This is a genomic window from Agrobacterium sp. MA01 (genome assembly GCF_009650195.1).
Classification (GTDB): Bacteria; Pseudomonadota; Alphaproteobacteria; order Rhizobiales; family Rhizobiaceae; genus Allorhizobium.
In genome coordinates this window covers 1,067,927-1,091,157 of the sequence record NZ_CP045854.1, presented here as the reverse complement: position 1 = coordinate 1,091,157, position 23,231 = coordinate 1,067,927, and the positions used below count along the sequence as shown (strand labels likewise).

The window sequence follows — 23,231 nt, the reverse complement described above, 5'->3', positions numbered from 1 at the left end:
TGCTGCCCACCTGGCTGCCGGTATTGCCGAAGATATTCTCCTGACTATTCTTGGATTTGAAGCCCGATTTCGGCCGTGAAATCCAAGAAAACCGGCGCCAGGATCAAGAGCATCGTAAAAATAACTCGTGTTTTAACAATCATTCAGAAATTGCTGCAATCATCGCGACAACTTGACCCCAGGCGATCGCGAGCCCAAGCGCTCGTGCCGTGCCTTGGTGGCCAACCCCGTAGCGACCAGGACACATTATGCGCACAGACACGGGCCGGATCGTTCATCTGGCAGACTACCGCCCCACCGACTTCGTTCTGGAACGGGTTGATCTGACCTTCGAACTGGACCCGACGGAAACCAAGGTGGAAGCCCGGTTGATCTTCCATCGGCGCGAAGGTGTCGATGCGGCAGCCCCCCTGGTGCTCGACGGTGACGACCTCACCATGACGAGCGTTCTTTTCGACCAGATCGAGATGGACCCGTCGCGCTACACCGCGACGCCCGAGAGCCTCACCATCCGCGACCTGCCGGAATCCACGCCCTTCGAGATCACAGTCGTGACGATGATCAATCCGGAGGCCAATACCCAGTTGATGGGCCTTTATCGCTCGAACGGCATCTACTGCACCCAGTGCGAGGCCGAGGGCTTCCGCCGCATCACCTATTTCCCCGACCGGCCTGACGTGCTCGCCGTCTATACGATCAACATCATTGCCGACAAGGCGGCCAATCCGCTCTTGCTTTCGAACGGCAATTTCCTCGGCGGCGCCGGCTTCGGCCCGGACAAGCATTTCGCCGCCTGGTTCGACCCGCATCCGAAGCCGTCCTATCTCTTCGCGCTGGTTGCCGGCGATCTCGGCATTGTTGAAGACACGTTCACCACCATGTCTGGCCGTGAAGTGGCGCTGAAGATCTATGTCGAGCACGGCAAGGAGCCGCGTGCGGCCTATGCGATGGATGCCTTGAAGCGTTCGATGAAGTGGGACGAAGAGGTCTTCGGCCGCGAATACGATCTGGATATTTTCATGATCGTCGCCGTCTCGGACTTCAACATGGGGGCCATGGAGAACAAGGGCCTCAACATCTTCAACGACAAGTACGTGCTCGCCGACCCCGAGACCGCGACCGACCAGGACTACGCGAATATCGAGGCGATCATCGCGCATGAATACTTCCACAACTGGACCGGCAACCGCATCACCTGCCGCGACTGGTTCCAGCTCTGCCTGAAGGAAGGCCTCACCGTCTATCGCGACCACGAATTCTCCGCCGACATGCGCTCGCGTTCGGTCAAGCGCATCGCCGAAGTCCGCCACCTGCGCTCGGAGCAGTTCCCGGAAGATGCAGGTCCGCTCGCTCATCCGGTGCGGCCCAGCAAGTATCGCGAGATCAACAACTTCTACACGACGACCGTCTACGAAAAGGGCTCCGAAGTCACCCGGATGATCGCGACCATTCTCGGCCGTGACGACTTCAAAAAGGGCATGGACCTCTACTTCGATCGTCATGACGGCGATGCCGCCACCGTCGAAGACTTCGTCAAATGCTTCGAAGATGCGAGCGGCCGCGACCTCACACAGTTCTCGCTCTGGTATCATCAGGCCGGTACGCCGCAGATCACCGTTTCCTCGTCTTATGACGCCGGTGCCAAGACGCTCACGCTGTCGCTCGAGCAGATGATCCCGGCAACTCCTGGCCAGAGCGCCAAGGAGCCGATGCATATTCCGCTCCGCTTTACGCTGATCTCGGAAAACGGCTCGGAAGCCTCGGCCTCTGCGATATCAGGCGGCGACGTCACCGGCGATGTGCTGCATCTGACCGAGCGCGCCCAGAGCTTCACCTTCTCCGGCATCGGCAGCCGCCCTGCTGTCTCGCTGAACCGCGGCTTCTCCGCTCCGGTCACCCTGCATTTCTCGCAGAGTGCTGAGGATCGCGGCCATATCGCCCGCCACGACAGCGACCTCTTCGCCCGCTGGCAGGCGATCACCGACCTCGCTCTGCCGGCCCTGATCGATGCTGCGAAGACCGCCCGTGACGGTGGTACCGTGGCGGCCGACCCCGCTTTCGTCGACGTCCTGCTTGCAGTGGCAGCGGACGAGGCGCTGGAGCCTGCCTTCCGCGCCCAGGCGCTCTCGCTTCCGAGCGAAGCCGACATCGCCCGTGAACTGGGCGGCAACAACGACCCGGATGCTATCCATGCCGGCCGCCAGGCCGTGCTCAGCGCCATCGCCACGGCAGGCGCCGATGTCTTCCGCAAGCTGCACGCCACCCATTCGGCTTCCGGCCCCTTCTCGCCAGATGCCGCAGGTGCAGGCAAGCGGGCGCTGAAGAACCTTGCGCTTTCCTTCCTGTCGCTGGCGGAAAACACCCCGGCGCTGGCCGCCGAGGCATTTGCTAAGGCCGACAACATGACGGACCTGTCGCAGGCCCTCACCATCCTCGCCCATCGCTTCCCCGATGCGGAAGAGACGAAGCAGGCGCTCACCGCTTTCGAGACCCGCTTCGCGTCGAACGCGCTCGTGCTCGACAAGTGGTTCACCATCCAGGCGACGATCCCGGGTGCGGCGAGCCTCGACCGGGTAAAGGCCTTGATGGCGAGCCCGCATTACCAGCCGACCAATCCGAACCGCGTGCGCTCTCTCGTCGGCACCTTCGCCTTCGGCAATGCGACCGGCTTCAACCGTGCGGACGGTGCGGCCTATGCCTTCTTTGCCGAGCAGATCCTCGCGATCGATCCTCGTAATCCGCAGCTTGCGGCACGCCTCCTGACCGCCCTGCGTTCCTGGCGGCTGCTGGAAGCCGGCCGAGCCGACAAGGCGCGCGCGGCGCTTGCGACCATCGAAGCCTCGGCGACCCTGTCGACCGACGTGCGCGACATCGTCGACCGCATCCTGAAGGGCTGAGCCGCCCGTCCGATCCTATGAAAAAAGGCGCCGCGCAAACCGGCGCCTTTTTTAGTCCTCGATCGTTTTCCGGCCTCCGAACGCCGGCTAATTTTCCATGAGATTCAGCCTCTTGCACTGACGCCGATAAAAAAGCGGAGTCGGAGCAATGGGTTAATATTTTCTTTACGCACCGGCTCTGGACAAGCCGAATCGGCCATGATTCCTTGGCGTCAGATTCGGGCAAGCGGCGCTCGAATCACACGAGGGACAGAGGCAGGGACGATGTTGGACGCGCGGCGGGTCACCGCAGCCGATGAGCGGCTGCGCATCAAATTTTCGGACAGGGGTGAATTCTTCACGCGGCTCGGACGGCGGTTTTTCGGCTCGTCCTCGTCCGTTTCAGGTCAGGCCGAGGTATCCGTCCGCTCGATGCGGATCGAGACCATTTTGCGTCGGGCAATCCCGATCCTCATCCTCGCTTTTCTCGCCGTCGTGGCGCTCGCCCGCACTATCGGCATCGTCAACGAACACCAGCGCATGGCAGCGGCAGCCCGCCAGTCGACGGCCCTGATCGCAGCCACGGTCAATGCCGCGCTCGGCGAACGGCCGGCGCTATTTGAGACCCGCAATCGCGCTGAGGCCGAGAAACGCCTCGCCACGTATCTGGATCACGAGCATTTTGCCAACGGTGCCCTCGTGCTGCTCGTCGACCCCACCGGCCGCGTCTTCGGCTCGTCGCCGGCAGCCGCAGGTCAGGTCGGCTCGATGCTCGTCAGCCTGCTGCCGGAGATGATGACGATCCGCAAATCCGGCAGCCGCGCCGGCGCAATCGAAACGGATCTGAACGGCGTTCCCCATCACGCGATCTTCACACCCGTCGGCACCGATGGCGCGATGATCGTCGCTGCCCATTCGCTGCAGGCTGTCGAAGACTTCTGGCGCCGCGAGCTGTCGCTCAACGTTACGCTGTTCACCTGCATCACCGTCATCCTCTTCGTCATCCTCTATGCCTATTTCTACCAGGTGAAGCGGGCCCGCGAGGCAGACGATACCTTCCTCGAATCCAACCTGCGGGTGGAAACGGCGCTCGCCCGCGGTCGCTGCGGCCTCTGGGACTTCGATCTCGAAAGCCGAAAGCTCGTCTGGTCGCGCTCGATGTACGACATGCTTGGCCTCACGCCCTCGACCCAGCCGCTGGCATTCGCCGATGCCGCCCGCCTGATGCATCCCGACGATGGCAATCTCTATGCGCTCGCCCGCTCGGTCGGTCGCGGCAGTTCGCGGCATATCGACCAGATTTTCCGCATGCGCCACGCCCAGGGCCATTATGTCTGGATGCGCGCCCGCGCCCAGATCATCTCTTCCAATACCGGCGACCTGCATGTGATCGGCATTGCGATGGACGTGACCGAACAGCACCGCCTCGCCCAGCGTTACGCCGAAGCCGATCAGCGCCTCGCTGACGCGATCGAATGCACCTCGGAAGCCTTCGTACTCTGGGACAAGAACGACAAGCTCGTCGCCTGGAACGGCCATTTCCAGAAGGTCTACGGTCTGCCTGACGACGTGCTGGTGCCAGGCAAGGAGCGTTCGCTGGTGCTCGCGGCCGCCGGCAAGCCAATCATCCAGCGCCGCATCGCCGACGCCGATGACGGCACCAATTCGCGGACCTCGGAAGTACAGCTCGCCGACGAGCGTTGGCTGCAGATCAACGAGCGCCGCACGCGTGACGGTGGCCTCGTCTCGGTCGGCACAGACATCACGCTGCTCAAGCGGCACCAGGAGCGCCTGCGTGAACAGGAACGCCGCCTGATGGCCACGATCGGCGATCTCTCCGCCTCGCAGAAGATCCTCGAGCGTCAGAAGACCGAACTCTCCGACGCCAACGAAAAGTATATCGCCGAGAAACAGAATGCCGAAGCTGCCAACAAGGCAAAGTCGGAATTCCTCGCCAATATGAGCCACGAGCTCAGGACGCCGCTCAACGCCATCCTCGGCTTCTCGGAAATCCTGCTCGCCCGCATGTTCGGCCCGGTCGGTTCGCCGAAATACGAGGAATATGCCAAGGACATCCACGAAAGCGGCAAACACCTGTTGAACGTCATCAACGACATCCTCGACATGTCAAAGATCGAGGCGGGACAGATGAAGATCCGCTGCGAAACCATTGATCTCTGCCCACTGATTGAAGAGAGCATGCGGCTGACCGCGATCCCCGCCGAAGAAAAGAACATCACCGTCGAACAGCGTATCGAAGCCAGCCTCTCGCTTGTCGCCGACCGTCGCGCCATCAAGCAGATCCTGCTCAACATCCTGTCCAACGCCGTCAAGTTCACCGATGAAGGCGGCAAGATCGCTCTTCGGGCCCGCAAGGTTCAGGGCGCCGTGATCGTCTCCATCGCCGATACCGGCATCGGCATTCCGAAAAGCGCGCTCAGCAAGATCGGCAATCCCTTCGAACAGGTGCAGAGCCAGTATGCCAAGTCGAAGGGCGGCTCGGGTCTCGGCCTTGCCATCTCCCGTTCGCTGGTCGCGCTGCATGGCGGCTCGCTGAAGATCCGCTCCCGCGAAGGCCAGGGCACGGTCGTGTCGATGCGCATCCCGGATGTGAGCTTCGCCCAAGGCTTGAAGCGGCGCGCGTGAACGCGACGGCTGCAAGCGTTGAGCGGTGTTCACCCCACGGCAACCCTTCCCGGTGAATACGCAGCCGAACTGCCTCATCCGTGAGGGTCCTCGGGCCATGACAGGCTCGGGAAAATCCGGTACGAGGCCGGAGGCAAAACAGGTACCGGACTGGCCAGTGAAGGCAAATCGCGCAATGGGCTCTATGTCAATTTGATCATCAACCTGATCGGCACCCTGCTGTCGATCAGGTTGATGATCCTGATAGTCGCCGGCATATGGATTAGGTCGGCGACGCCCGCTACGGCGTCATTTCCCTGATCTGGATGAGGATCGGCTATCTCGGCGCTCTCAAACTCGGCCTTGCTCCCGCCACTATCAATGCACTGGCGCGCCTCGACCATTCCGCCCAGCGCGAACGCGCCTGCGTCCTTGTTGGGACCGCCCTGCTCTATCTTGGCATCTGCGCGTCAACGATCCTTTTGATGGATCAGCCCAAACCGTCGGCGGGCTGCAACGGCACCCATCTAATGTGATATCGTGATAATTTTGTACTTTGTTTGGTAGCGTCGCCTTCCGCCCTCAAAGCTCGATTGCGCGCAACAAACATCGCTTGTATTTCCGAGAGTTATGAGCGCCCCATAATTCGCAATACATCTGCCCGCAAGAAAACCTACCGCAAAATACAGTCTCAACTTATCGAGGAGAAATACACCCTGTAGCTTTAACGGCTATAGAGTGCCACTCAGCCATGACAGCATCACAGCATTTCCCCTCGCTTCGCCACCGTCGTCTTTCTCTTGTCACTGCCACTTCACTAAGCCTTGTGATGAGCCTCGGCCTTACCGGTCCGGTGCAGGCGACTAGCATTGTCAACCGCGATCTATCCGTCTTGCTCTCCAGGGGTTACTTGGCAAACATTTTGGGCTTCACGAGATCGCCAAGCGGTATCGGCGCCAGCACCGGCTACTCGAGTTACCAGGATAGCAATCAACTCTCCGCCGGACCAAACACGATCACCACCCCATCGAATGATCTTGATGCGACCGCGATCAGCGGCGACGGAAGTACCGTGGTCGGTCACGAGTTGATTAACCCCGAGACCCGCCGTCTTTTCGTCTGGTCACAAGCTGACGGGTTGACCTACGTGGGCACCGATACGGTCGGCTACACATTCGACCTGCGGCACGTCAGCGACGATGGTTCGGCGGTAGCAGGGACGAACTACTATAACAATCCTACGGCGTTCTACTGGCATAAAGGTGACACGACGATCACCAATCTCGGCACTCTCGGTGGCACTCAATCCTATGCTAACGCGCTGAGCGGCGATGGCAGCACGGTCGTTGGCTATTCCTATAACGCCGACGAGGTGCAGCAAGCGTTCGTCTGGATACGCGGCGGCGGGATGGTCGGCATCGGCGTTCCTGACGCCCAAACTGCAAGCTTCGCCACTCATGTCAGCTTCGACGGCAGTGTCGTTGGCGGTGGATTGTCTAACGAATTGGGCCTTCGCGCCTTTCGCTGGACGGTTCAGACGGGCCTGACCGACCTCGGCGATCTCGGTGGTGGCGGTCAAACGACTCTCCAAGCAATGAACCGGGATGGCAGTGTCATGGTGGGGTACTCCACCGGTGCATCGGGCGGTGCGCGGGCGTTCCGCTGGGCCAATGGCGCGATCGGGGATCTCCAAGCACCAGGTTACATCAATTCATTTGCACTCGGCGTCAGCGACGACGGCGCAGTCGTCATCGGCAATGCCAGCATGCCTGACCCCAGCGGTGCCCAAGGGCCAGAAGGTCCCGTGATCCTCTACCGTGGTTTTCGCTGGACCAACGAGAGCGGCATGATCACCGTAGACCAATGGCTCCGCGACAATGGGGTCACGCTGGCGCAAGACATCACCGGCGATGCCGCGGCCGTTTCTGCCGATGGCGAAACCGTTTTTGGCCGGCTTGCGAACGGCGGCGGCTACTACATCGCCCATGTCGATCCTGATGCGGCAGGCGTGATCGACCCTGTTCCAGGAAGCGTGGTCAAGCCTGTTGCGGGAGGCGTGATCAACGTTTCCAACTATGTTACTTCCGCCGCACAGACGAATTCCGTGGCGATCGGCCTCCAGACATCAACCGCCAGCACTGTCATGTTCGGTGCCCAGGGCAGCCCGATGCGCAATCTTCTCGACGTCGGCCGTCGTTCCGTCTGGGGTACCGTGGACACCGGTTACGACAGCGGTGCGAAGTCCGAAGGGGCTGTCGCGCTGGGAGATTTCGGTTTCGGCTACGGCCTGATGGACGGCGTCACCCTGCGCCTCCAGGGGGGCGCGACGCATACCGATCAGGATCTCTATGACGGCGGCGACTTCCAGGCACTTGGCTGGTACGTGGCACCCGAAGTTACGGCCAATCTGGTCGGTGATCTCTATCTGACTGCCGGCGGCCTCTACGGTCGCGGCAAGCTTGACATCAATCGTGGTTATCTGAACGGCACCGCACTCGACTATTCGAAAGGCGAAACCGATACGGAAATGCTCTCCGGCAAGGTGCGCGTCGACTGGCTGAACGCGCTCACCTTGGGTGATGCCGCCTTTACGCCCTACCTCGCGCTTTCGCGAACCTTGGCGAAGACGGATGCCTACAGGGAAACCGGCGGCGGCTTCCCCGCCAGCCATAATGCGGTGAGTGAAAACGCGACCATCGCCCGCCTCGGGGTCGACGGCGTCTACAAGCTGAACGACACCGTGTCCCTCCTCGCCCGTGCCGAAGCCGCCTACCGCTTCGAAGAGCAGAGCACAGGCACGTCGACGGAAGTCGCCGGCGTCCAGCTCGCAGTTGCCGGTCAAGACATCAAGCAGTTCTGGCTGCGCGGTGGTGTCGGCACCGAACTCGCCATCGGCGGCGGCGTCGCTTCCTTCATGCTCAACGCCACGACCGAAAGCGACGATCCTGACGTCTGGCTGCGCTCCGGATGGAAGGTCGACTTCTGAGGCCAATGTCGCGCAAGACATGCAAAAGCCGCCGGTAACCCGGCGGCTTTTTCCATTTTCAGTTCAGGTGTCGCCGCAACGTCCCGTGCGTCCTACGTCACCACCCGCGAGAACACCTTCCTCACCGCCTTGGACAGCCGCTTCACTTCCGACTCGGCCGTTTTCATATCGGGACTTTCGGCGGCGCGTGCCACGCGGTCGGTCAGGCCGGCCGGGACATTGGCGGGATCGAAGGGGCCGTCGATGCAGAGGCGAATGACCTGCGACAGGTCCGTGTAGAGCTTGAGCGCCGAGAGGCAGATATCGAGATCGTTGGGGTCGATCAGCGTGCCGAGTGCCTTCAGAGCATCCGCAGTGGACAATTCATTGGTGCGCACGCGATGGCCCCTGGAGGGGGCCATCAGCGCCAGATATTGCGCGATGAACTCGATATCAACCAGGCCGCCGGGAATGAGCTTCAGATCCCATATGTCCTTGGCCGGCTTCTCCTGTTCGATCAGGGCGCGCATTTCCAGCACGTCCTTGACGGTCTTTGCGCGATCGCGCGGGGCTGCCAGCACCTCCTCGATGATCCGCTCGGCCTCGGCCACGAGGCCCGCATCGCCGGACATCATGCGGGCCCGCGAGAGCGCCATGTGTTCCCAGGTCCAGGCCTCCTCGCGCTGATAACGGGCAAAGGCGCGAAGCCTCGTTGCGACCGGCCCCTTGTTGCCGGAGGGGCGAAGTCGCATGTCGACCTCGTAGAGCACGCCTTCGGCCGTCGGCGCCGAGAGTGCCGCGATCAGCCTTTGCGTCAGCCGGGTGAAGTAACGCACCGGATCAAGCGGCTTTGCACCATCCGATTCAGAGGCATCGTCGTCATGCTCGTAGAGCAGGATCAGGTCGACGTCGGATCCTGCCGTCAGTTCGAAGGAGCCGAGCTTGCCCATGCCGGCCAGCGCCACCCGGCCACCAGGGATCTTGCCATGCGCCGCCTCCATCTCCGCGATGACCGCCTTCAGCGCCTCGTCGATGACGAGGTCGGCGAGGTCGGTAAAGGCATGGCCCGCCTGGGCCCCGCCGATCGAGCCGGTCAGCAGGCGAATACCGATCAGGAACCGCTGTTCGGCGGCGAAGATGCGCAGCCGGTCGAGGATTTCCTCGTAGTGGCGCGCGCTGGAGAGGAAACTCTTCAGCCGCTGGCCGAGATAGTCGCGGGTGGGAAGTTCGACCAGGAGGCCCGGATCCAGCATGCCGTCGAAAACGTGCGGCCGCTCTGCGATGATCTCGGCAAGCCTTGGGGCAGCCGCCATGATGTTGACCATCAGGTCGAGAAGGGCGGGATTGTTGCCGAGCAGCGAGAAGAGCTGGATGCCGGCGGGGAGCCCTGAGAGGAAATTGTCGAAGCGCAGAAGTGCCTCGTCGGCCCGCCGGCTCTCGCCGAAGGCCTTCAAAAGATCCGGCGTCATCTCGGTCAGCCGCTCACGCGCCTCGACCGATTGCGTCGCCCGGTATCTACCGTAGTGCCAGGTGCGGATCACACCGGAGATGGCTTCGGGCCTCTCGAAGCCGAGACCCTTTAACGTCTTCAGCGTGTCCGGGTCATCCTGCTGGCCGGTGAAGACGAGATTGCCGGTCGCGCTCGACAGGCCCTCCTCCTTTTCGAACAGGCGTGCGTAACGCTTCTCGACGGTCTTCAGCGTCGTTTCCAATGCCCGCGAGAAGGCTGTCGTGTCGATGAAGCCCAGCATGAAGGCAATGCGCTTCAGTTCGGCCTCGGTCTCCGGCAGGACATGGGTCTGCTCGTCATGCACCATCTGGATGCGGTGCTCGACATCGCGCATGAACCAGTAGCAGTCGGTCAGTTCTTCCGCCGTCTGCTCATCGATCCATCGCGCCGAGGCCAGCGCCTTCAACGCTTCTTCGGTCGGGCGGCAGCGCAGATCCGGCATGCGGCCGCCGGCGATCAGCTGCTGTGTCTGGGCAAAGAACTCGATCTCGCGGATGCCGCCGCGACCGAGCTTGACGTTGTGCCCCTTCACGGCAATCGCGCCGTGGCCCTTGTGCACATGGATCTGGCGCTTGATCGAGTGGATGTCGGCGATTGCTGCATAGTCGAGATATTTGCGGAAGACGAAGGGCACAAGCTCCCTGAGGAACCCCTCGCCTGCCTTCAGGTCGCCGGCCACCGGCCGCGCCTTGATGAAGGCCGCCCGCTCCCAGTTCTGTCCTCTGCCCTCATAGTAGATGAGCGCCGCTTCAACAGGCACGGCAAGCGGCGTCGAGCCCGGATCGGGCCTCAGCCTCAAATCGGTGCGGAAGACATAACCATCCGCCGTGCGCTCCTGCAGGATACGCACCAGACGGCGCATCATCCGGCCATAGGTCTCCATCGCATCATCGGGATCTCCAAGGATACCGGCATCCGGATCGTAGAAGATCACGAGGTCGATGTCGGAGGAGTAATTCAGCTCGCGGGCGCCGTGCTTGCCCATGCCGAGCACGATCAGCCCGCAGCCTTCAGCCGGATTGTCCCGGTTCTTGAGGGTGAGCTTCCCGCCCTCATGGCCCGAAAGTAGCAGATGATCGATGGTAGCAGCCACGGCTGCGTCTGCCACCGCACTCAGCCAGGCCGTGGTATCGCGGGCGGTGAAGACACGGGCAAGATCGGCAAGCGCCGTCAGAAAGGCCACCTTGCGCTTGGCGCGCCGCAGCCTCGCCATGACCTCGCCTTCGCCCGGCACAACACCGGCGGCATCCGGCTTCCAGGCGGAGCGCGCCTCTTCGATCGCATCGACAATCTGCGGCTCGATCGGTGCCGAGACAGCATCGAGCAAAAGCGACGGCTTCAGATTGGCGACGTCGCGCAGGTAGGGGGACAATGTGAAAGCCGCAAGGATGAAGCTGCGCAGCGGCCCTTCAGCCGAAAGATGCTCGGCGAGCGCCGGCTCCTGTTTCGTCAGATCCTTGAGCAAAGCGGTGGCCGCCTTGAGCTCTGTCTGATTCAACGGACGGATTGCTCCGTCGGCCACATCGGACAATCTGCTCGTCCTGCCGTTCCCCATCAGCGTGTCCTCTCCCGGTCGAGATTTCTAGCGAATCTCCAACCGGGTAAGGTTACGACCTCATCCCGGGAAAAACCATGGTCGCGGTCAAGCCGGGATAATCGGCATGGCTGCGAGTATCCGTCAGTTGCAGCCGGCCGCCATGGAGGGCCATGATCGCCTCGACGAGCGACAGGCCCAGGCCTGTCCCCGGCTTCGACCGGCTCTTGTCCAGCCGAACGAAACGTTTGACCACCTCGGCACGTTTGTCGGCAGGCACGCCCGGCCCCTCGTCCGAGACGGAAATCTCGACACCATCCGTCCCCCGCGAGACTCGCACCCGGATCTCCGAGCCTGCCTCTCCCTGACCACCATACTTGATGGCATTGTCGATCAGGTTGGAAATCGCCTGTCCCACCAGTTCGCGGTTGCCGCGCACGGACAGACCCGGCGAAATCTCGCAGATCATCGTCTGGCCCGCCTCTTCCGCGACCGGCTCGTAAAGCTCGGCGCTGTCGGCCGCGATGACAGAGATGTCGATGTCGGAAAGCTCGGCCGCAATCGATCCGGCTTCGACGCGCGAAATCATCAGCAGCGCGTTGAAGGTGCGGATGAGCTGGTCGGATTCGCCGATGATCGTCTCAAGGGCTGCCCTGCGGGCATTCGCATCATCCTCGTTCAGCGCATCGGCCGCCTTGTTGCGCAGGCGCGTCAAGGGCGTCTTCAGATCGTGGGCGATGTTGTCGGAAACCTGTTTCAGCCCCTCGTTCAGCTGTTCGATACGCCCGAGCATGCCGTTCAGCGACGACGACAACCGATCGAACTCGTCGCCGGAGCCCGATACGGGCAGTCGCTGGGAGAGGTCGCCGGCCATGATCTTCTGGCTCGCTTCCGAAACACGGTCGATGCGTTTCAGCGCATTGCGGCCGATGGCGAACCAGATGACGACGGCGCCGATCCCCATGATCAACAGCGCCACCATCAGCGCCTGACGCACGAGAAGTCTGAGCTTGCCTGGCTCGCCGAGATCGCGCCCAACAAGCACACGGATGCCATTGTCCAGCACGAAGACATGGCCCGTCGCGAGGTGACGCTTCACCCCGCCGCTGTCGGTATAACGCTGGTAACGGAAGGGAAAATCGGTCCAGCCCTCCTCGTCAAAGACGCCGGGTTGCAGCGAGGCGACATTGCCGGCGAGGATCTCTCCGTTCGGGCTTGCGATCACATAGAGGTTCGCCCCCGGCTGGCGGGCACGCCTCTCCATGGTTCTGAGTAGCTGGTTGATGCCGCCCCGTTCAAAGGCGCCCTGGATTTCGGTCACCTCCTGGCGAAGGGCATCGCGGGTCTGGTTGTTGAGGATGCGCTCGGCGAGCCCCGTTACGTAAAAGACGAGGAAGGCGGCGCAGAGCGCAAAGAGAATGATGTAGAGCGCAGACAACCGGACGGCCGTGGACTTGGCCAGCACCCCGATGCGGGACTTCAGCCGCATGTCAGCCTTCGTCCTTGATCATGTAACCGGCACCGCGAACCGTCTTCAGAAGCGGCCGGTCGAAATCCCTTTCGATCTTCGAGCGCAGCCGCGACACATGCACGTCAATGACATTGGTCTGCGGGTCGAAGTGATAGTCCCAGACGTTTTCGAGCAGCATGGTGCGCGTCACCACCTGTCCGGCATTCTTCATCAAGTATTCCAGAAGGCGGAATTCACGCGGCTGCAGCAGGATCTCCTTGCCGGCGCGCTTCACCTCATGGGAGAGCCGGTCGAGCTCGAGATCGCCGACCCGGTAGGCCATGTCTTGCTCCGGTTTGCCCTTGCGGCGACCAAGCACCTCGACGCGCGCCAGGAGCTCGGAAAAGGCATAGGGTTTCGGCAGGTAATCGTCGCCGCCGGCACGAAGCCCCGTCACGCGGTCATCCACCTGGCCCAGCGCCGAGAGGATGAGGACGGGCGTATCGATGCCGCGCTTGCGCAGCTCGCTGATGACGGAAAGGCCATCACGGCGCGGCAGCATGCGGTCGACCACCATCACGTCATAGGCGTTTTCGGTGCCCATGAAGAGCCCGCTTTCGCCGTCGCTCGCATGGTCGGCGACGATGCCGGCCTCGCGAAAGGCCTTGGTCATGTAGGCTGCAGCTTCCAGATCGTCTTCGATGACAAGTATCTTCATGCGCGCGACATTAGCCTCAGCATCCGCCACCGTATAGCCGGTTTCGCCGGACTTAGGCTGTCCTTGTTCCGCGATCCCCATACTTCGTCCTTTCCTTGCATCTAGCGGTCGGCGACCACCGGAAACGACAAGGGGCGCCGCCGGTCCTCGACCGCCGGCGCCCCTCGTCAGATCACAATTAGCCCTGGGCGATCGGGAGCGCCACGAAGCGGCTGCCGCTATCCGATTCGACCTGGAAGAGCGCCCGGGTCCGGCCGTCCTTCTTCGCCTGGTCGAGGACCTTCTGGACATCGGCAGCGGACGAGACCTCCTGGTTGTTGACCGAGGTAATCGTCTCCCCGGCCTTCAGGCCCTTGTCGGCGGCGTCGCTCGACGGATCGACGTCGATGATGGCAAGCCCCTTGCCGCCATCAGCAGGGCGAACGGAAAGGCCGAGGCCCGACAGTTCCTGCTCGGCTTCCGGAGCGGGTGCGGCATCATTCTCCGTGCCGGCACTCGCAGACTGTTCCGCCGGCAGTTCACCGAGCTTGACCTCGACTTCGGTCGCCTTGCCATCGCGCCACAGCGTCACATCAACCGTGGTATCCGGGGCATAGGCGGCAATGCGGCGAGCGAGATCGCGCGGATCCTTGACCGGGTCGCCATTGACGGCAGTCACCACGTCACCCTGCTGAATGCCAGCATCTTCGCCGGGCGAGCCGGCCTGCGGGGCAACAACCAGAGCACCGGCTGCCTCAGACAGGCCGAGGCTGTCGGCGATGTCCTGGGTCACCGGCTGGATCTGCACGCCGAGCCAGCCGCGAGACACCGTCCCGGTTTCCTTGAGCTTGGCGATGACATCGGTTGCAACCGAGGCCGGGATCGCGAAGGCAATGCCGACATTGCCGCCGGAGGGCGAGAAGATCGCGGTGTTGATGCCGACGACTTCGCCGTTCAGGTTGAAGCCGGGACCACCCGAGTTGCCGCGGTTCACCGCTGCGTCGATCTGGAGATAGTCGTCATAGGGGCCGGAGCCAATGTTGCGGCCACGAGCGGAGATGATGCCGGCAGTTACCGTGCCGCCGAGGCCGAAGGGGTTACCGACAGCGACGACCCAGTCACCGACGCGGACCTTCTCGTCGTCTGCGAACTTCACATAGGTGAACTTGGTGTCAGGCGCGTCGACCTTGAGCAGCGCGAGATCGGTTCGGCTGTCCTTGCCGACGAGTTTGGCATCATATTCCTTGCCGTCGTTCATCACGATGGTGAAGGCGGCACCGTCATCGATGACGTGGTTGTTGGTAACGATATAGCCATCTTCAGAGATGAAGAAGCCGGAGCCCTGCGAAGTCGGACGCAGGCGTCCCGGGCCACGCTCGGCGCGCGGACCACGGTCGCGCGGACCTTCCATGCCCGGACCGCCGAAATCACGGAAGAAGCGCTTCAACGGGTGATCGTCCGGCAGATCTTCAAAGCTGCGGCCACCGAAATTGAAGGAGAAATTGCTTTCGTCGGACGAGGCCGGCTGAACATTCGACTGGACGCGGACGGAGACGACGGCCGGCAGCACGGCCTGCACGACATCGCCGAAACTCGGGACCTGCGGCGCGTTCACTTCGACCGGTGCGGCAAGCGCCGGAACTGCGGCGAAGGGAGCAGCCGTCACCAGCATCATGGCGGCAAGGCTCGCGGCGGTGGAGGTCTTGAGGATCGTCTTGAGGGAGCGACCTTTGTTCTCGGACATGTGATCTACCTTCATCTGTTCTTCTGAATGGAGCCGCCGGACAACCCGGCGGTGGGAAGCGGTGGATGAAGTGAGATATAGGGGGCGTCACGTTACGGCGAACTGTACGGCAGATGAATTCTTCGTAATCTTTGGCGAAAGCTTGGACGGGATTTGACCCCATCTCTGGCCAGAGCTATCATCCGTATTACAAACGGAGCAAAAAGCGATGTCGAAACAGAATCTGTCAGATCCGATCACACTTCGCTTGCCACTTGATCTTCTGGGCGAAATCGAAGCTGTGGCCGGCGCCTGTGAACGCAGCCGCAGCTGGGTCATGGTACGGGCGTTGAAGGCCTATATGGCTCAGGAAGGCCGCGAGATCCTTGAGATCGCGCAGGCACGCAGGGCGATCGCCGACGGTGAGGGGACGGACGCCGATGATGTGCTCGCCGAACTGAACGCCATCATCAAGGGTGCCGCGGCGTGAAAGTCGTCGTTTCGCCCAGTGCCAGAGCGTATGTCGCGCGCGAGGCCGGCTACTTGAGAGAACGAAATCGGGCAGCAGGCGAGCGTTTGCTTCACGACTTCAAACAGTTCCTGACAGCGCTCGCGCAGTCTCCCATGATGGGTCAGGACGCAACTGAGCTTCCCCTGGGCGGCATCCGGCGCTTCGTCCTTGGAGATTATCTGATCCACTACGAGGTTGGGGCCGCAGCCATCGTCATTCTGACAATCCGCCACGGTCGCGAGCGGCCACCAGAACTGCCGCTCGACGATGCCTCCGACTACGAATTTCCTTGATCACTCACGATCCAGCAGCTTCCCCAACCGCGCTTCCTCTTCGGGCGAGAGCTTCGCCACCGGCTGCACGGCGCGCCGGCGCGTATAGACCACAGCCACGATCAGCCCGATGATCGCGAGTGCCGCCGGTGCGCCCCAGAGCCCGATCGTGCGGATGCTGAGCCGCGGCTTCAACAGCACGAACTCACCGTAGCGCGACACGACATAGTCGAGCACCTGCTCGTCGCTGTCGCCACCCACCAACCGCTCACGCACCACGACGCGCAGGTCGCGGGCGAGCTCGGCATTGGAATCGTCGATCGACTGGTTCTGGCAGACCATGCAGCGCAGCTCCGCCGAAAGGGCCCGCGCCCGCTGTTCAAGAGCAGGATCGGCGAGCACTTCGTCGGGATTGACGGCAAAGGCATGGAGGGGGGTGAAGAGCAGTGCGAGCAGGAGGAAAAGGCGGTGGAGTGTAAGCCGTCGCTGCCCCTCATCCGGCTGCCGCCACCTTCTCCCCGCAAGCGGGGAGAAGGCCGAAGCCACAAGCGCCTGCCATCCCCTCTCCCCGCTTGCGGGGAGAGGGTCAGGGTGAGGGGCAATCTTCTGAAAACAAGCACTCACTCCGCAGCCTCCAGCACCGGCTTTGCCGCCACCTTGGCCCGTTTCGGCGCACCGACCCGCAGTCTGCGGTCGGACAGCGACACGACACCACCGACCATCATGACGATCGTGCCGTACCAGATGCAGAGGATCCAGGGCTTCCACCAGACCCGCACGACAATGCCGCCATCGGCCATCGGATCGCCCAGCGAGACATAAAGCTGACTAAAGCCGAAGGTGACGATGCCGGCTTCTGTCGTCGGCATCTGGCGGGCCGTATAGAGCCGCTTCGACGACCAGACATCGGCCACTTCGACACCACCCTCGCGGATGGTGAAATGCCCCTGGTCTTCGGTGTAGTTCGGGCCGTTGGCAGCGCGCAGGCCATCAAAGGTGATGACATAGCCACCGGATTCCACCGTCATGCCCGGCTTCATCTCGACCACGGCTTCCGTTTCGAACGTGGTTACAGCCACGACGCCGAGCACCGTGACGCCGACACCGAAATGGCCGAGCGCCGTACCGAAGGCGGAGCGCGGTAGGCCCTTCAACCGAGCCCAAGCCGTGGCGACCGGATGTTTTCCGAAACCGGCGCGATACCAGAGATCGGAGACCGCGCCGCCCATGACGAAGAAAGCGAGTGCGAGACCGCCCACGGCCATCACGGGCCCGCCGTTCTGGGCGTACCAGAGGCCGAGACCGAGAACGAGCGAAAGTGCCGCCGCCACATACAGGCGCTGCAAGGCGCCGAGCAGATCGCCGCGCTTCCAGGCGAGGAACGGCCCAAAGGGTACCGCCAGCAGAAGCGGGATCATCAGAAGCCCGAAGGTGATGTTGAAGAAGGGCGGACCGACCGAGATCTTCTCGCCCGTCAGCGTCTCGAGCAACAACGGATAGAGCGTGCCGATCAGCACCGAGGCGGTGGACACCGTCAGGATCAGGTTGTTGAGGACGAGCGCGCCTTCACGCGAGATCGGCTGGAACAAGCCGCCGGCCTTCAAAAGCGGCGCACGCAGGGCAAAGAGCATGAAGGCGCCGCCGATGAAGATGACGAGAATGCCGAGAATGAAAACACCGCGCGTCGGGTCTGTGGCGAAGGCATGCACCGAAGTCAGAACCCCGGAGCGCACCAGGAAGGTGCCGAGCAGCGACAGCGAGAAGGCGATGATGGCGAGCAGCACCGTCCAGATTTTCAAAGCGTCACGCTTTTCCATCACGAGCGCCGAATGCAGGAGCGCCGTGCCCGCAAGCCAGGGCAGCAGCGAGGCGTTTTCAACAGGATCCCAGAACCACCAGCCGCCCCAGCCGAGTTCGTAATAGGCCCAGTAGGAGCCCATGGAGATGCCGGCGGTCAGGAACACCCAGGCAGCCAGCGTCCAGGGCCGTACCCAGCGCGCCCAGGCGGCATCGATGCGACCGTCCATCAGCGCAGCGATCGCGAAAGAGAAGCAGACCGAGAAGCCGACATAGCCGAGATAGAGCAGCGGCGGATGGATCGCGAGGCCAATATCCTGCAGGACCGGATTGAGGTCCTGCCCCTCGGCCGGAATGGGCGAGAGACGGATGAAGGGGTTCGACGTCAGAAGGATGAAGAGCGTGAAGGCGGCGGTGATCCAGGCCTGTACGGCCAGCACATTCGCTCTCAGACGGTCCGGCAGGTTGGTGCCGAAAAAGGCGACCATGGCGCTGAAGAAGGCCAGGATCAGCACCCAGAGCAGCATCGACCCTTCATGGTTCCCCCAGACGCCGGAGATCTTGTAGATCATCGGCTTCAGCGAATGGGAGTTCTCGTAGACGTTCTGGACCGAAAAGTCGGAAACGACGTAGCCGTAGGTCAGAACCGCAAAGGAAAAGCCCACGAGCAGGAAGAGCGCGTAGGTGCCGGTGGTCGCGACCGCCATCATCGCCGCGTCGCCGCGGCGCGCACCGATCACCGGCAGGATGGAGACGACGAGACAGGTGGCAAGCGCCAGAACGAGGGCATAATGGCCAAGCTCGATGATCATTGGATCTTCTCCTTGCCGCTCAGTTGAACCCCTTGCGCCTCCAGACGATCCGCAACGTCCTTCGGCATGTAGTTCTCGTCATGCTTGGCGAGAACGGTATCGGCGACGAACACCTTGCCCATGCCCTCGAAGCGACCTTCGGCGACGACCCCCTGCCCCTCGCGGAAGAGATCGGGGAGGATGCCGGTATAGGTCACGGGCAGCTGGCTCAGGGTGTCGGTTACTGTGAAGGTTACCGTCGAGCCTTCTCCGCGCACCAGCGAACCCGTCTCGACCAGTCCGCCGAGGCGGATGCGGGTGCCCGGCTGGACATCGGATTCGGCAAGATCGTTGGGCACATAGAAATAGGCGATCGACTGGCCAAAGGCGAACATCACCAGAAGCACGGCGGTCAGGATGAAACCCATGCCACCGCCAATCACTGCCAGGCGTTTCTGTTTGCGGGTCATTGGCTCACCTCCTCAACGGACAGGTCGAGTTCCCTCGCCATTGCGAGCAGCTGCTGGCCCTCGGCGCCGTCGGCCGGGAAGGTTTTCAGGCCCTCCTTGAGCGCGGCTTCTGCCCGTTCCTTGTCTTTCAGCATCGCATAGGAGCGGACAAGCCGCATCCAGCCTTCAAAATTATTCGGATCTTCCTTCAGCCGTGCATCGAGGCTCGCCACCATGCCGCGGATCATCTCGCCGCGATCAGCCTCCGACATGGCTCCGGCATTGGCAACGTCCTCGGCCGTCGGGTTGCCCGGGGCTGCCGGGTTCTGAGCCTGAGCTTCGCCTTCCGGCGCAGCCTGTGCCGGCTGTTCGAGAAGCGGCACGCCGGCGCTGTTGGCCGCAATATGCTGATTGACCAGTGGCATCCAGGGGGCCGTCGGCGGCGAGGCCTTGGCGATGTTCTGGAAGGCCGTGAGCGCCTCGGCGCGGCGACCGGACTGCTCGAGCGCCAGCGCCAGATAGAAGTCGGCACGCGGATTGTTGGGTTCGAGCTTCAGCGCCGCCTGGAAGGCCATCTGGGCATCGTCGGTGACGATCCCGTCATTGCGCATGACAACGGTCTCGCCGAGGCCGTTCATACGCTCGGCATCCGGCCCGAGAATGCGGATCGCATTGCGAAAGGCAAGCTCGGCATCGTCATAGCGGCCAATACGAAAATAGACGGGCGCCAGCACGTTCCAGCCGTTCCCGTCTTCCGGTGTGGTCGCGAGATGCCGCTCCACCTTGGCCACCAACAGATCGACATCGTCGCCGGGGTCGGCAATGCGTGCTTCGAGCGGCGCATCGGGTGTGCCCGGGCTGCCGATTTCCAGATAGCCCGCAAGCCCGATCACGGGAAGACAGAGCAGGATGAAGGCTTGCGACCAGGTGTAGCGACGGCGGCCGGCACGCTTCGCCGCGGCATCCGCGGGCTCGTCCCCCTCGCCTTCGCCACCGGCCTTCTCCCGACCTGCGATCGCCAGCAGACGACGGCCGATTTCGGCGCGCGCATAGTCGGCATCTTCGGGAGAAATAAGCCCCCCGGCCTTGTCCCGCTCCAGTTCGCGCAGCTGGTCGCGATAGACCGCCGCCTCGCCTTCGTCATAACGCGTCGCTCGGGCCGAAGCCCGCAGCAAGGGGGACAGCAGGACGACGGCAACAAGGACCGTCAGAAGCGCGGAGATGATCCAGAACAACATGAAACTCAATTACGTCAAGGACAGGTGCTTTCCAACAGCCAAACCTCGCCTGACGGAAAGTTGAGGCGTTTGGCCGCAAGAATTCTCTAAGTTACCATAACCCGCCCAGCCTTGACCCAAGTCAAGTGGGAGGCGCGTTCAAATGATTGAAATCCTCGGGATCAGCAGCCCGGGTTCGCCTCAGCTCAGCGGCGTCCAGGTGCCGTTCGGGTTGCGGCAGGCAGCGCCGCGGGCTTGGCGTTCACGGCCGTCCGTGAAAACCTTGTGGGTGAACTGGCGGCAGTTCTGCTGGCCGACCTGGTATGGGGCGGCTGCAATGACCTCCCCACGCACCTCGCCGCCTGCCCATATTACAGGCTGGCCACCGGGGGCAGCCTCAAGCGCGCGATATTCGGCTTCGAGCGCCCGCTGCGTCTGGCTGCGCGAGAGTTCGACGCCAGTCCGGGATACGATGCCCCCCTGCAAGGCAGAAATATAGACCGCGGAATTGGCGATTGCGCTGCGTCCGCCGCCCGAAGTGGTGCAGCCCGCAAGCGCGAGCGACACGAGGCCAGTGGCTGCAAGTATCCCGAAGTGCTTCACACCCATCAGACCGATCCAAGTCCCGTCGATTTCTGTTGTCGAGGCCGATCGTTTCGCGCGAAGCGGATCGCGGCCTTCGACCGGCTCAAGGCCATCTTATACACCTATGTAATTTCACAGGAAAATCAATCATGCAGTGTCCTTGGTCACAGCTGGTAGGATCAACTGTGCGCGAAGCCCACCGATGCCGGCGCGCGACAGGCCGAAAGAGCCTTGATATTCGCCCGAAATCTCCTTGACGATCGACAGCCCGAGCCCCGTGCCGGGCTTGCTCTCGTCGAGCCTTCGGCCGCGCTTCAGCGCCTCGCCGATCTGGTCGGGGGCAAGCCCCGGCCCGTCATCTTCGACCACCACCTCGATCCAGCCGCGCCGGCCGTCGGTCGTGTCGCCATCACGGGTCGTCATCACGGCCCGGGTGACGACCTTGGTTCGGGCAAAGCGGGAGGCGTTTTCGAGCAGGTTGCCGACAACCTCTTCGACATCCTGCTGCTCCATCGCGAAGGTCAGGTCCGGCGCGACATCGAGTTCAAACACGATATCGGCGTTCAGCTTGCGCATCACCCGCGCCAGCCGCTCCATGACGGGCTGCGCCTCGGTGCGGGCCAGCACGCTGTCGCGCTGGGCTGCGATCCGCGCCCTGTTGAGATAGGAGCTTACCTGCGCCTGCATGGCCTCGGCCTGGGTCGCGATGACTTCGGCCTGGTTCTTCTCCAGGGTGCGCGCCTCGTTCAAAAGCACGGCGATTGGCGTTTTCAGGGAATGGGCGAGATTGCCGACCTGCATGCGGGCCCGCTCGACAATGCGGCGGTTGCTGTCGATCAGCGCGTTGATCTCGTTGGCAAGCGGCTGAACTTCGCTCGGGAAATCACCTTCGATCCGCTCGGCCTCGCCCCGCCGGATTCGTTCCAGCGCCCGGCGCGCGCGGTCGAGCGGTTTCAGGCCATAGAGAATGGCAAGTCCGTTGACGACGAGGCCGCCAATACCAACCACCGCGAGAGCCGCATAAAGACGGCTGGTGAAAAAGGCGATCTCGTCTTCGACCACCTGCAGATTGCCCGACACGCGGAAGCGTGCTGCCCGTCCCTGGTCGTCGAGCACCACTTCGGTTTCGGCAACCCTTATCTGGTTGCCGACATCATCCGTCATTTCGTAATAGCGTTCGTAGTTCTGGTCGAAGGGTGTTGCGTCCACGTCGGGGACGGCCAGGTTTGCGACCCCGAGCGAGGCGGAGGCGAGCGGTGCCGTGGCATAGTTGCCGAGCGGTTCAACCAGCCAGTACCAGCCGGTTGCTGGCTGGGAAAACCTGAGATCACCCAGCGCCGGCGAACCGGTCAGGCTGTCGCTATCGCCGATCGAGACCGAGTTGACGACGTTATAGAGCTGGGCACGCAGGAGATTGTTGAATCCGCGCTCGACACCCTGGCGATAGAGGGCTGAAATCGCTACCGCAATCGTCACCAGGGCCAGCGCCGACCAGAGCGTGGCGAGGATCAGGACGCGCGCGGTGAGCGAGCGGATCCTCATTTCGCCGGGGCTTGGATTCGGTAGCCGAGGCCGCGCACGGTCTCGATCATGTCGACGCCGAGCTTCTTGCGCAGACGGCCGACAAAGACCTCGATCGTGTTGGAATCGCGGTCGAAATCTTGGTCGTAGAGATGCTCGACCAGTTCAGTCCGCGACACGACCTCGCCCATATGGTGCATGAGATAGGACAGAAGCCGGTACTCATGCGAGGTGAGCTTCAGCGTCACGCCTTCGACAGTGGCTTTCGAGCTTTTGGTGTCGAGCCGGACGGGGCCGCAGACGATTTCAGAGGATGCATGGCCTGCCGCACGGCGGATCAGGGCGCGGATACGGGCGAGCACTTCCTCGACATGAAAAGGCTTAGTGACATAGTCATCGGCGCCTGCATCGATGCCGGCCACCTTGTCCGACCAGCGGTCGCGAGCGGTCAAAATCAGTACCGGCATGACCCGGCTTGCGGCGCGCCATTTCTCCAGCACCGTAATGCCGTCCATCTCGGGAAGGCCGATGTCGAGGATGACGGCGTCATAGGGTTCGGTCTCGCCGAGGAAATGGCCTTCCTCGCCGTCAAAGGCCTTGTCGACCACATATCCCGCTTCCTGCAGGGCCTCGACAAGCTGGCGGTTCAGATTGACATCGTCTTCGACGACGAGAATGCGCATGCGTTCACCCCTCGGTGCGGAAAGC

At 62.5% G+C, this 23,231-nt stretch carries 16 protein-coding genes; 5 read left to right on the top strand and 11 right to left on the bottom strand.

All coding sequences use genetic code 11. The features are described from left to right. The first annotated feature begins 248 nt into the window (after nucleotides 1-248). The 3 genes from pepN (at nucleotide 249) to GH983_RS05255 (ending at nucleotide 8,487) form a co-directional block, all read left to right on the top strand. Nucleotides 249-2,897: an aminopeptidase N gene (pepN, locus tag GH983_RS05265; RefSeq protein ID WP_153761835.1), complete on the top strand. Its 2,649-nt coding sequence runs from the start codon at nucleotides 249-251 to the stop codon at nucleotides 2,895-2,897. Between the two features lie 264 nt (nucleotides 2,898-3,161). Beyond that, on the top strand, nucleotides 3,162-5,522 hold the full coding sequence (locus GH983_RS05260) for a PAS domain-containing sensor histidine kinase (protein ID WP_153761834.1): 2,361 nt from the start codon (nucleotides 3,162-3,164) through the stop codon (nucleotides 5,520-5,522). A gap of 889 nt (nucleotides 5,523-6,411) precedes the next feature. Next, the gene (locus GH983_RS05255; protein ID WP_194842788.1) at nucleotides 6,412-8,487 is read left to right on the top strand and encodes an autotransporter domain-containing protein; all 2,076 of its coding nucleotides are present in this window, start codon (nucleotides 6,412-6,414) and stop codon (nucleotides 8,485-8,487) included. Between the two features lie 92 nt (nucleotides 8,488-8,579). On the opposite strand, the gene GH983_RS05250 is transcribed toward GH983_RS05255, so the two are convergent. The 4 genes from GH983_RS05250 to GH983_RS05235 form a co-directional block, all read right to left on the bottom strand. After that, complete coding sequence (locus GH983_RS05250; RefSeq protein WP_153761832.1) at nucleotides 8,580-11,531, bottom strand: bifunctional [glutamine synthetase] adenylyltransferase/[glutamine synthetase]-adenylyl-L-tyrosine phosphorylase; 2,952 nt, start codon at nucleotides 11,529-11,531, stop codon at nucleotides 8,580-8,582. Nucleotides 11,532-11,583: 52 nt separating this feature from the next. After that, on the bottom strand, nucleotides 11,584-12,999 hold the full coding sequence (locus tag GH983_RS05245) for a HAMP domain-containing sensor histidine kinase (protein WP_153761831.1): 1,416 nt from the start codon (nucleotides 12,997-12,999) through the stop codon (nucleotides 11,584-11,586). A 1-nt stretch (nucleotide 13,000) separates the two neighbouring features. After that, nucleotides 13,001-13,759 carry a response regulator transcription factor gene (locus tag GH983_RS05240; RefSeq protein ID WP_153761830.1) on the bottom strand — a complete coding sequence of 253 codons (759 nt, stop codon included), beginning with the start codon at nucleotides 13,757-13,759 and terminating at the stop codon, nucleotides 13,001-13,003. Nucleotides 13,760-13,856: 97 nt separating this feature from the next. After that, nucleotides 13,857-15,401, bottom strand: a complete 1,545-nt coding sequence (locus tag GH983_RS05235; RefSeq protein ID WP_236759320.1) for a Do family serine endopeptidase — start codon at nucleotides 15,399-15,401, stop codon at nucleotides 13,857-13,859. Between the two features lie 208 nt (nucleotides 15,402-15,609). Between GH983_RS05235 and GH983_RS05230 the strand changes: the two genes are divergently transcribed. Beyond that, nucleotides 15,610-15,870: a CopG family ribbon-helix-helix protein gene (locus GH983_RS05230; protein WP_153761829.1), complete on the top strand. Its 261-nt coding sequence runs from the start codon at nucleotides 15,610-15,612 to the stop codon at nucleotides 15,868-15,870. After that, nucleotides 15,867-16,184, top strand: a complete 318-nt coding sequence (locus GH983_RS05225; RefSeq protein WP_153761828.1) for a type II toxin-antitoxin system RelE/ParE family toxin — start codon at nucleotides 15,867-15,869, stop codon at nucleotides 16,182-16,184. The genes GH983_RS05230 and GH983_RS05225 overlap by 4 nt, the downstream gene beginning before the upstream one ends. On the opposite strand, the gene GH983_RS05220 is transcribed toward GH983_RS05225, so the two are convergent. The 7 genes from GH983_RS05220 to GH983_RS05190 form a co-directional block, all read right to left on the bottom strand. Next, nucleotides 16,185-16,619 carry a cytochrome c-type biogenesis protein gene (locus GH983_RS05220; RefSeq protein WP_153763564.1) on the bottom strand — a complete coding sequence of 145 codons (435 nt, stop codon included), beginning with the start codon at nucleotides 16,617-16,619 and terminating at the stop codon, nucleotides 16,185-16,187. It lies immediately after the preceding gene. A 164-nt stretch (nucleotides 16,620-16,783) separates the two neighbouring features. Beyond that, on the bottom strand, nucleotides 16,784-18,772 hold the full coding sequence (locus tag GH983_RS05215) for a heme lyase CcmF/NrfE family subunit (RefSeq protein ID WP_054151264.1): 1,989 nt from the start codon (nucleotides 18,770-18,772) through the stop codon (nucleotides 16,784-16,786). Continuing rightward, entirely contained in the window at nucleotides 18,769-19,221 is a 453-nt protein-coding gene (gene ccmE, locus GH983_RS05210; RefSeq protein WP_054151265.1) for a cytochrome c maturation protein CcmE, read from the bottom strand. Before ccmE ends, GH983_RS05215 begins: the two co-directional genes overlap by 4 nt. Then, nucleotides 19,218-20,438 (bottom strand): c-type cytochrome biogenesis protein CcmI, encoded by a 1,221-nt coding sequence (gene ccmI / locus GH983_RS05205; protein WP_153761827.1) that lies wholly within the window; start codon nucleotides 20,436-20,438, stop codon nucleotides 19,218-19,220. Before ccmI ends, ccmE begins: the two co-directional genes overlap by 4 nt. Before the next feature lie 180 nt (nucleotides 20,439-20,618). After that, complete coding sequence (locus GH983_RS05200; protein ID WP_153761826.1) at nucleotides 20,619-21,026, bottom strand: hypothetical protein; 408 nt, start codon at nucleotides 21,024-21,026, stop codon at nucleotides 20,619-20,621. A gap of 123 nt (nucleotides 21,027-21,149) precedes the next feature. Next, a complete protein-coding gene (locus GH983_RS05195; RefSeq protein WP_054151268.1) occupies nucleotides 21,150-22,544 on the bottom strand; it encodes an ATP-binding protein in 1,395 nt (464 codons plus the stop codon). Next, entirely contained in the window at nucleotides 22,541-23,206 is a 666-nt protein-coding gene (locus tag GH983_RS05190; protein ID WP_006727294.1) for a response regulator transcription factor, read from the bottom strand. The genes GH983_RS05195 and GH983_RS05190 overlap by 4 nt, the downstream gene beginning before the upstream one ends. Nucleotides 23,207-23,231: the final 25 nt, after the last annotated feature.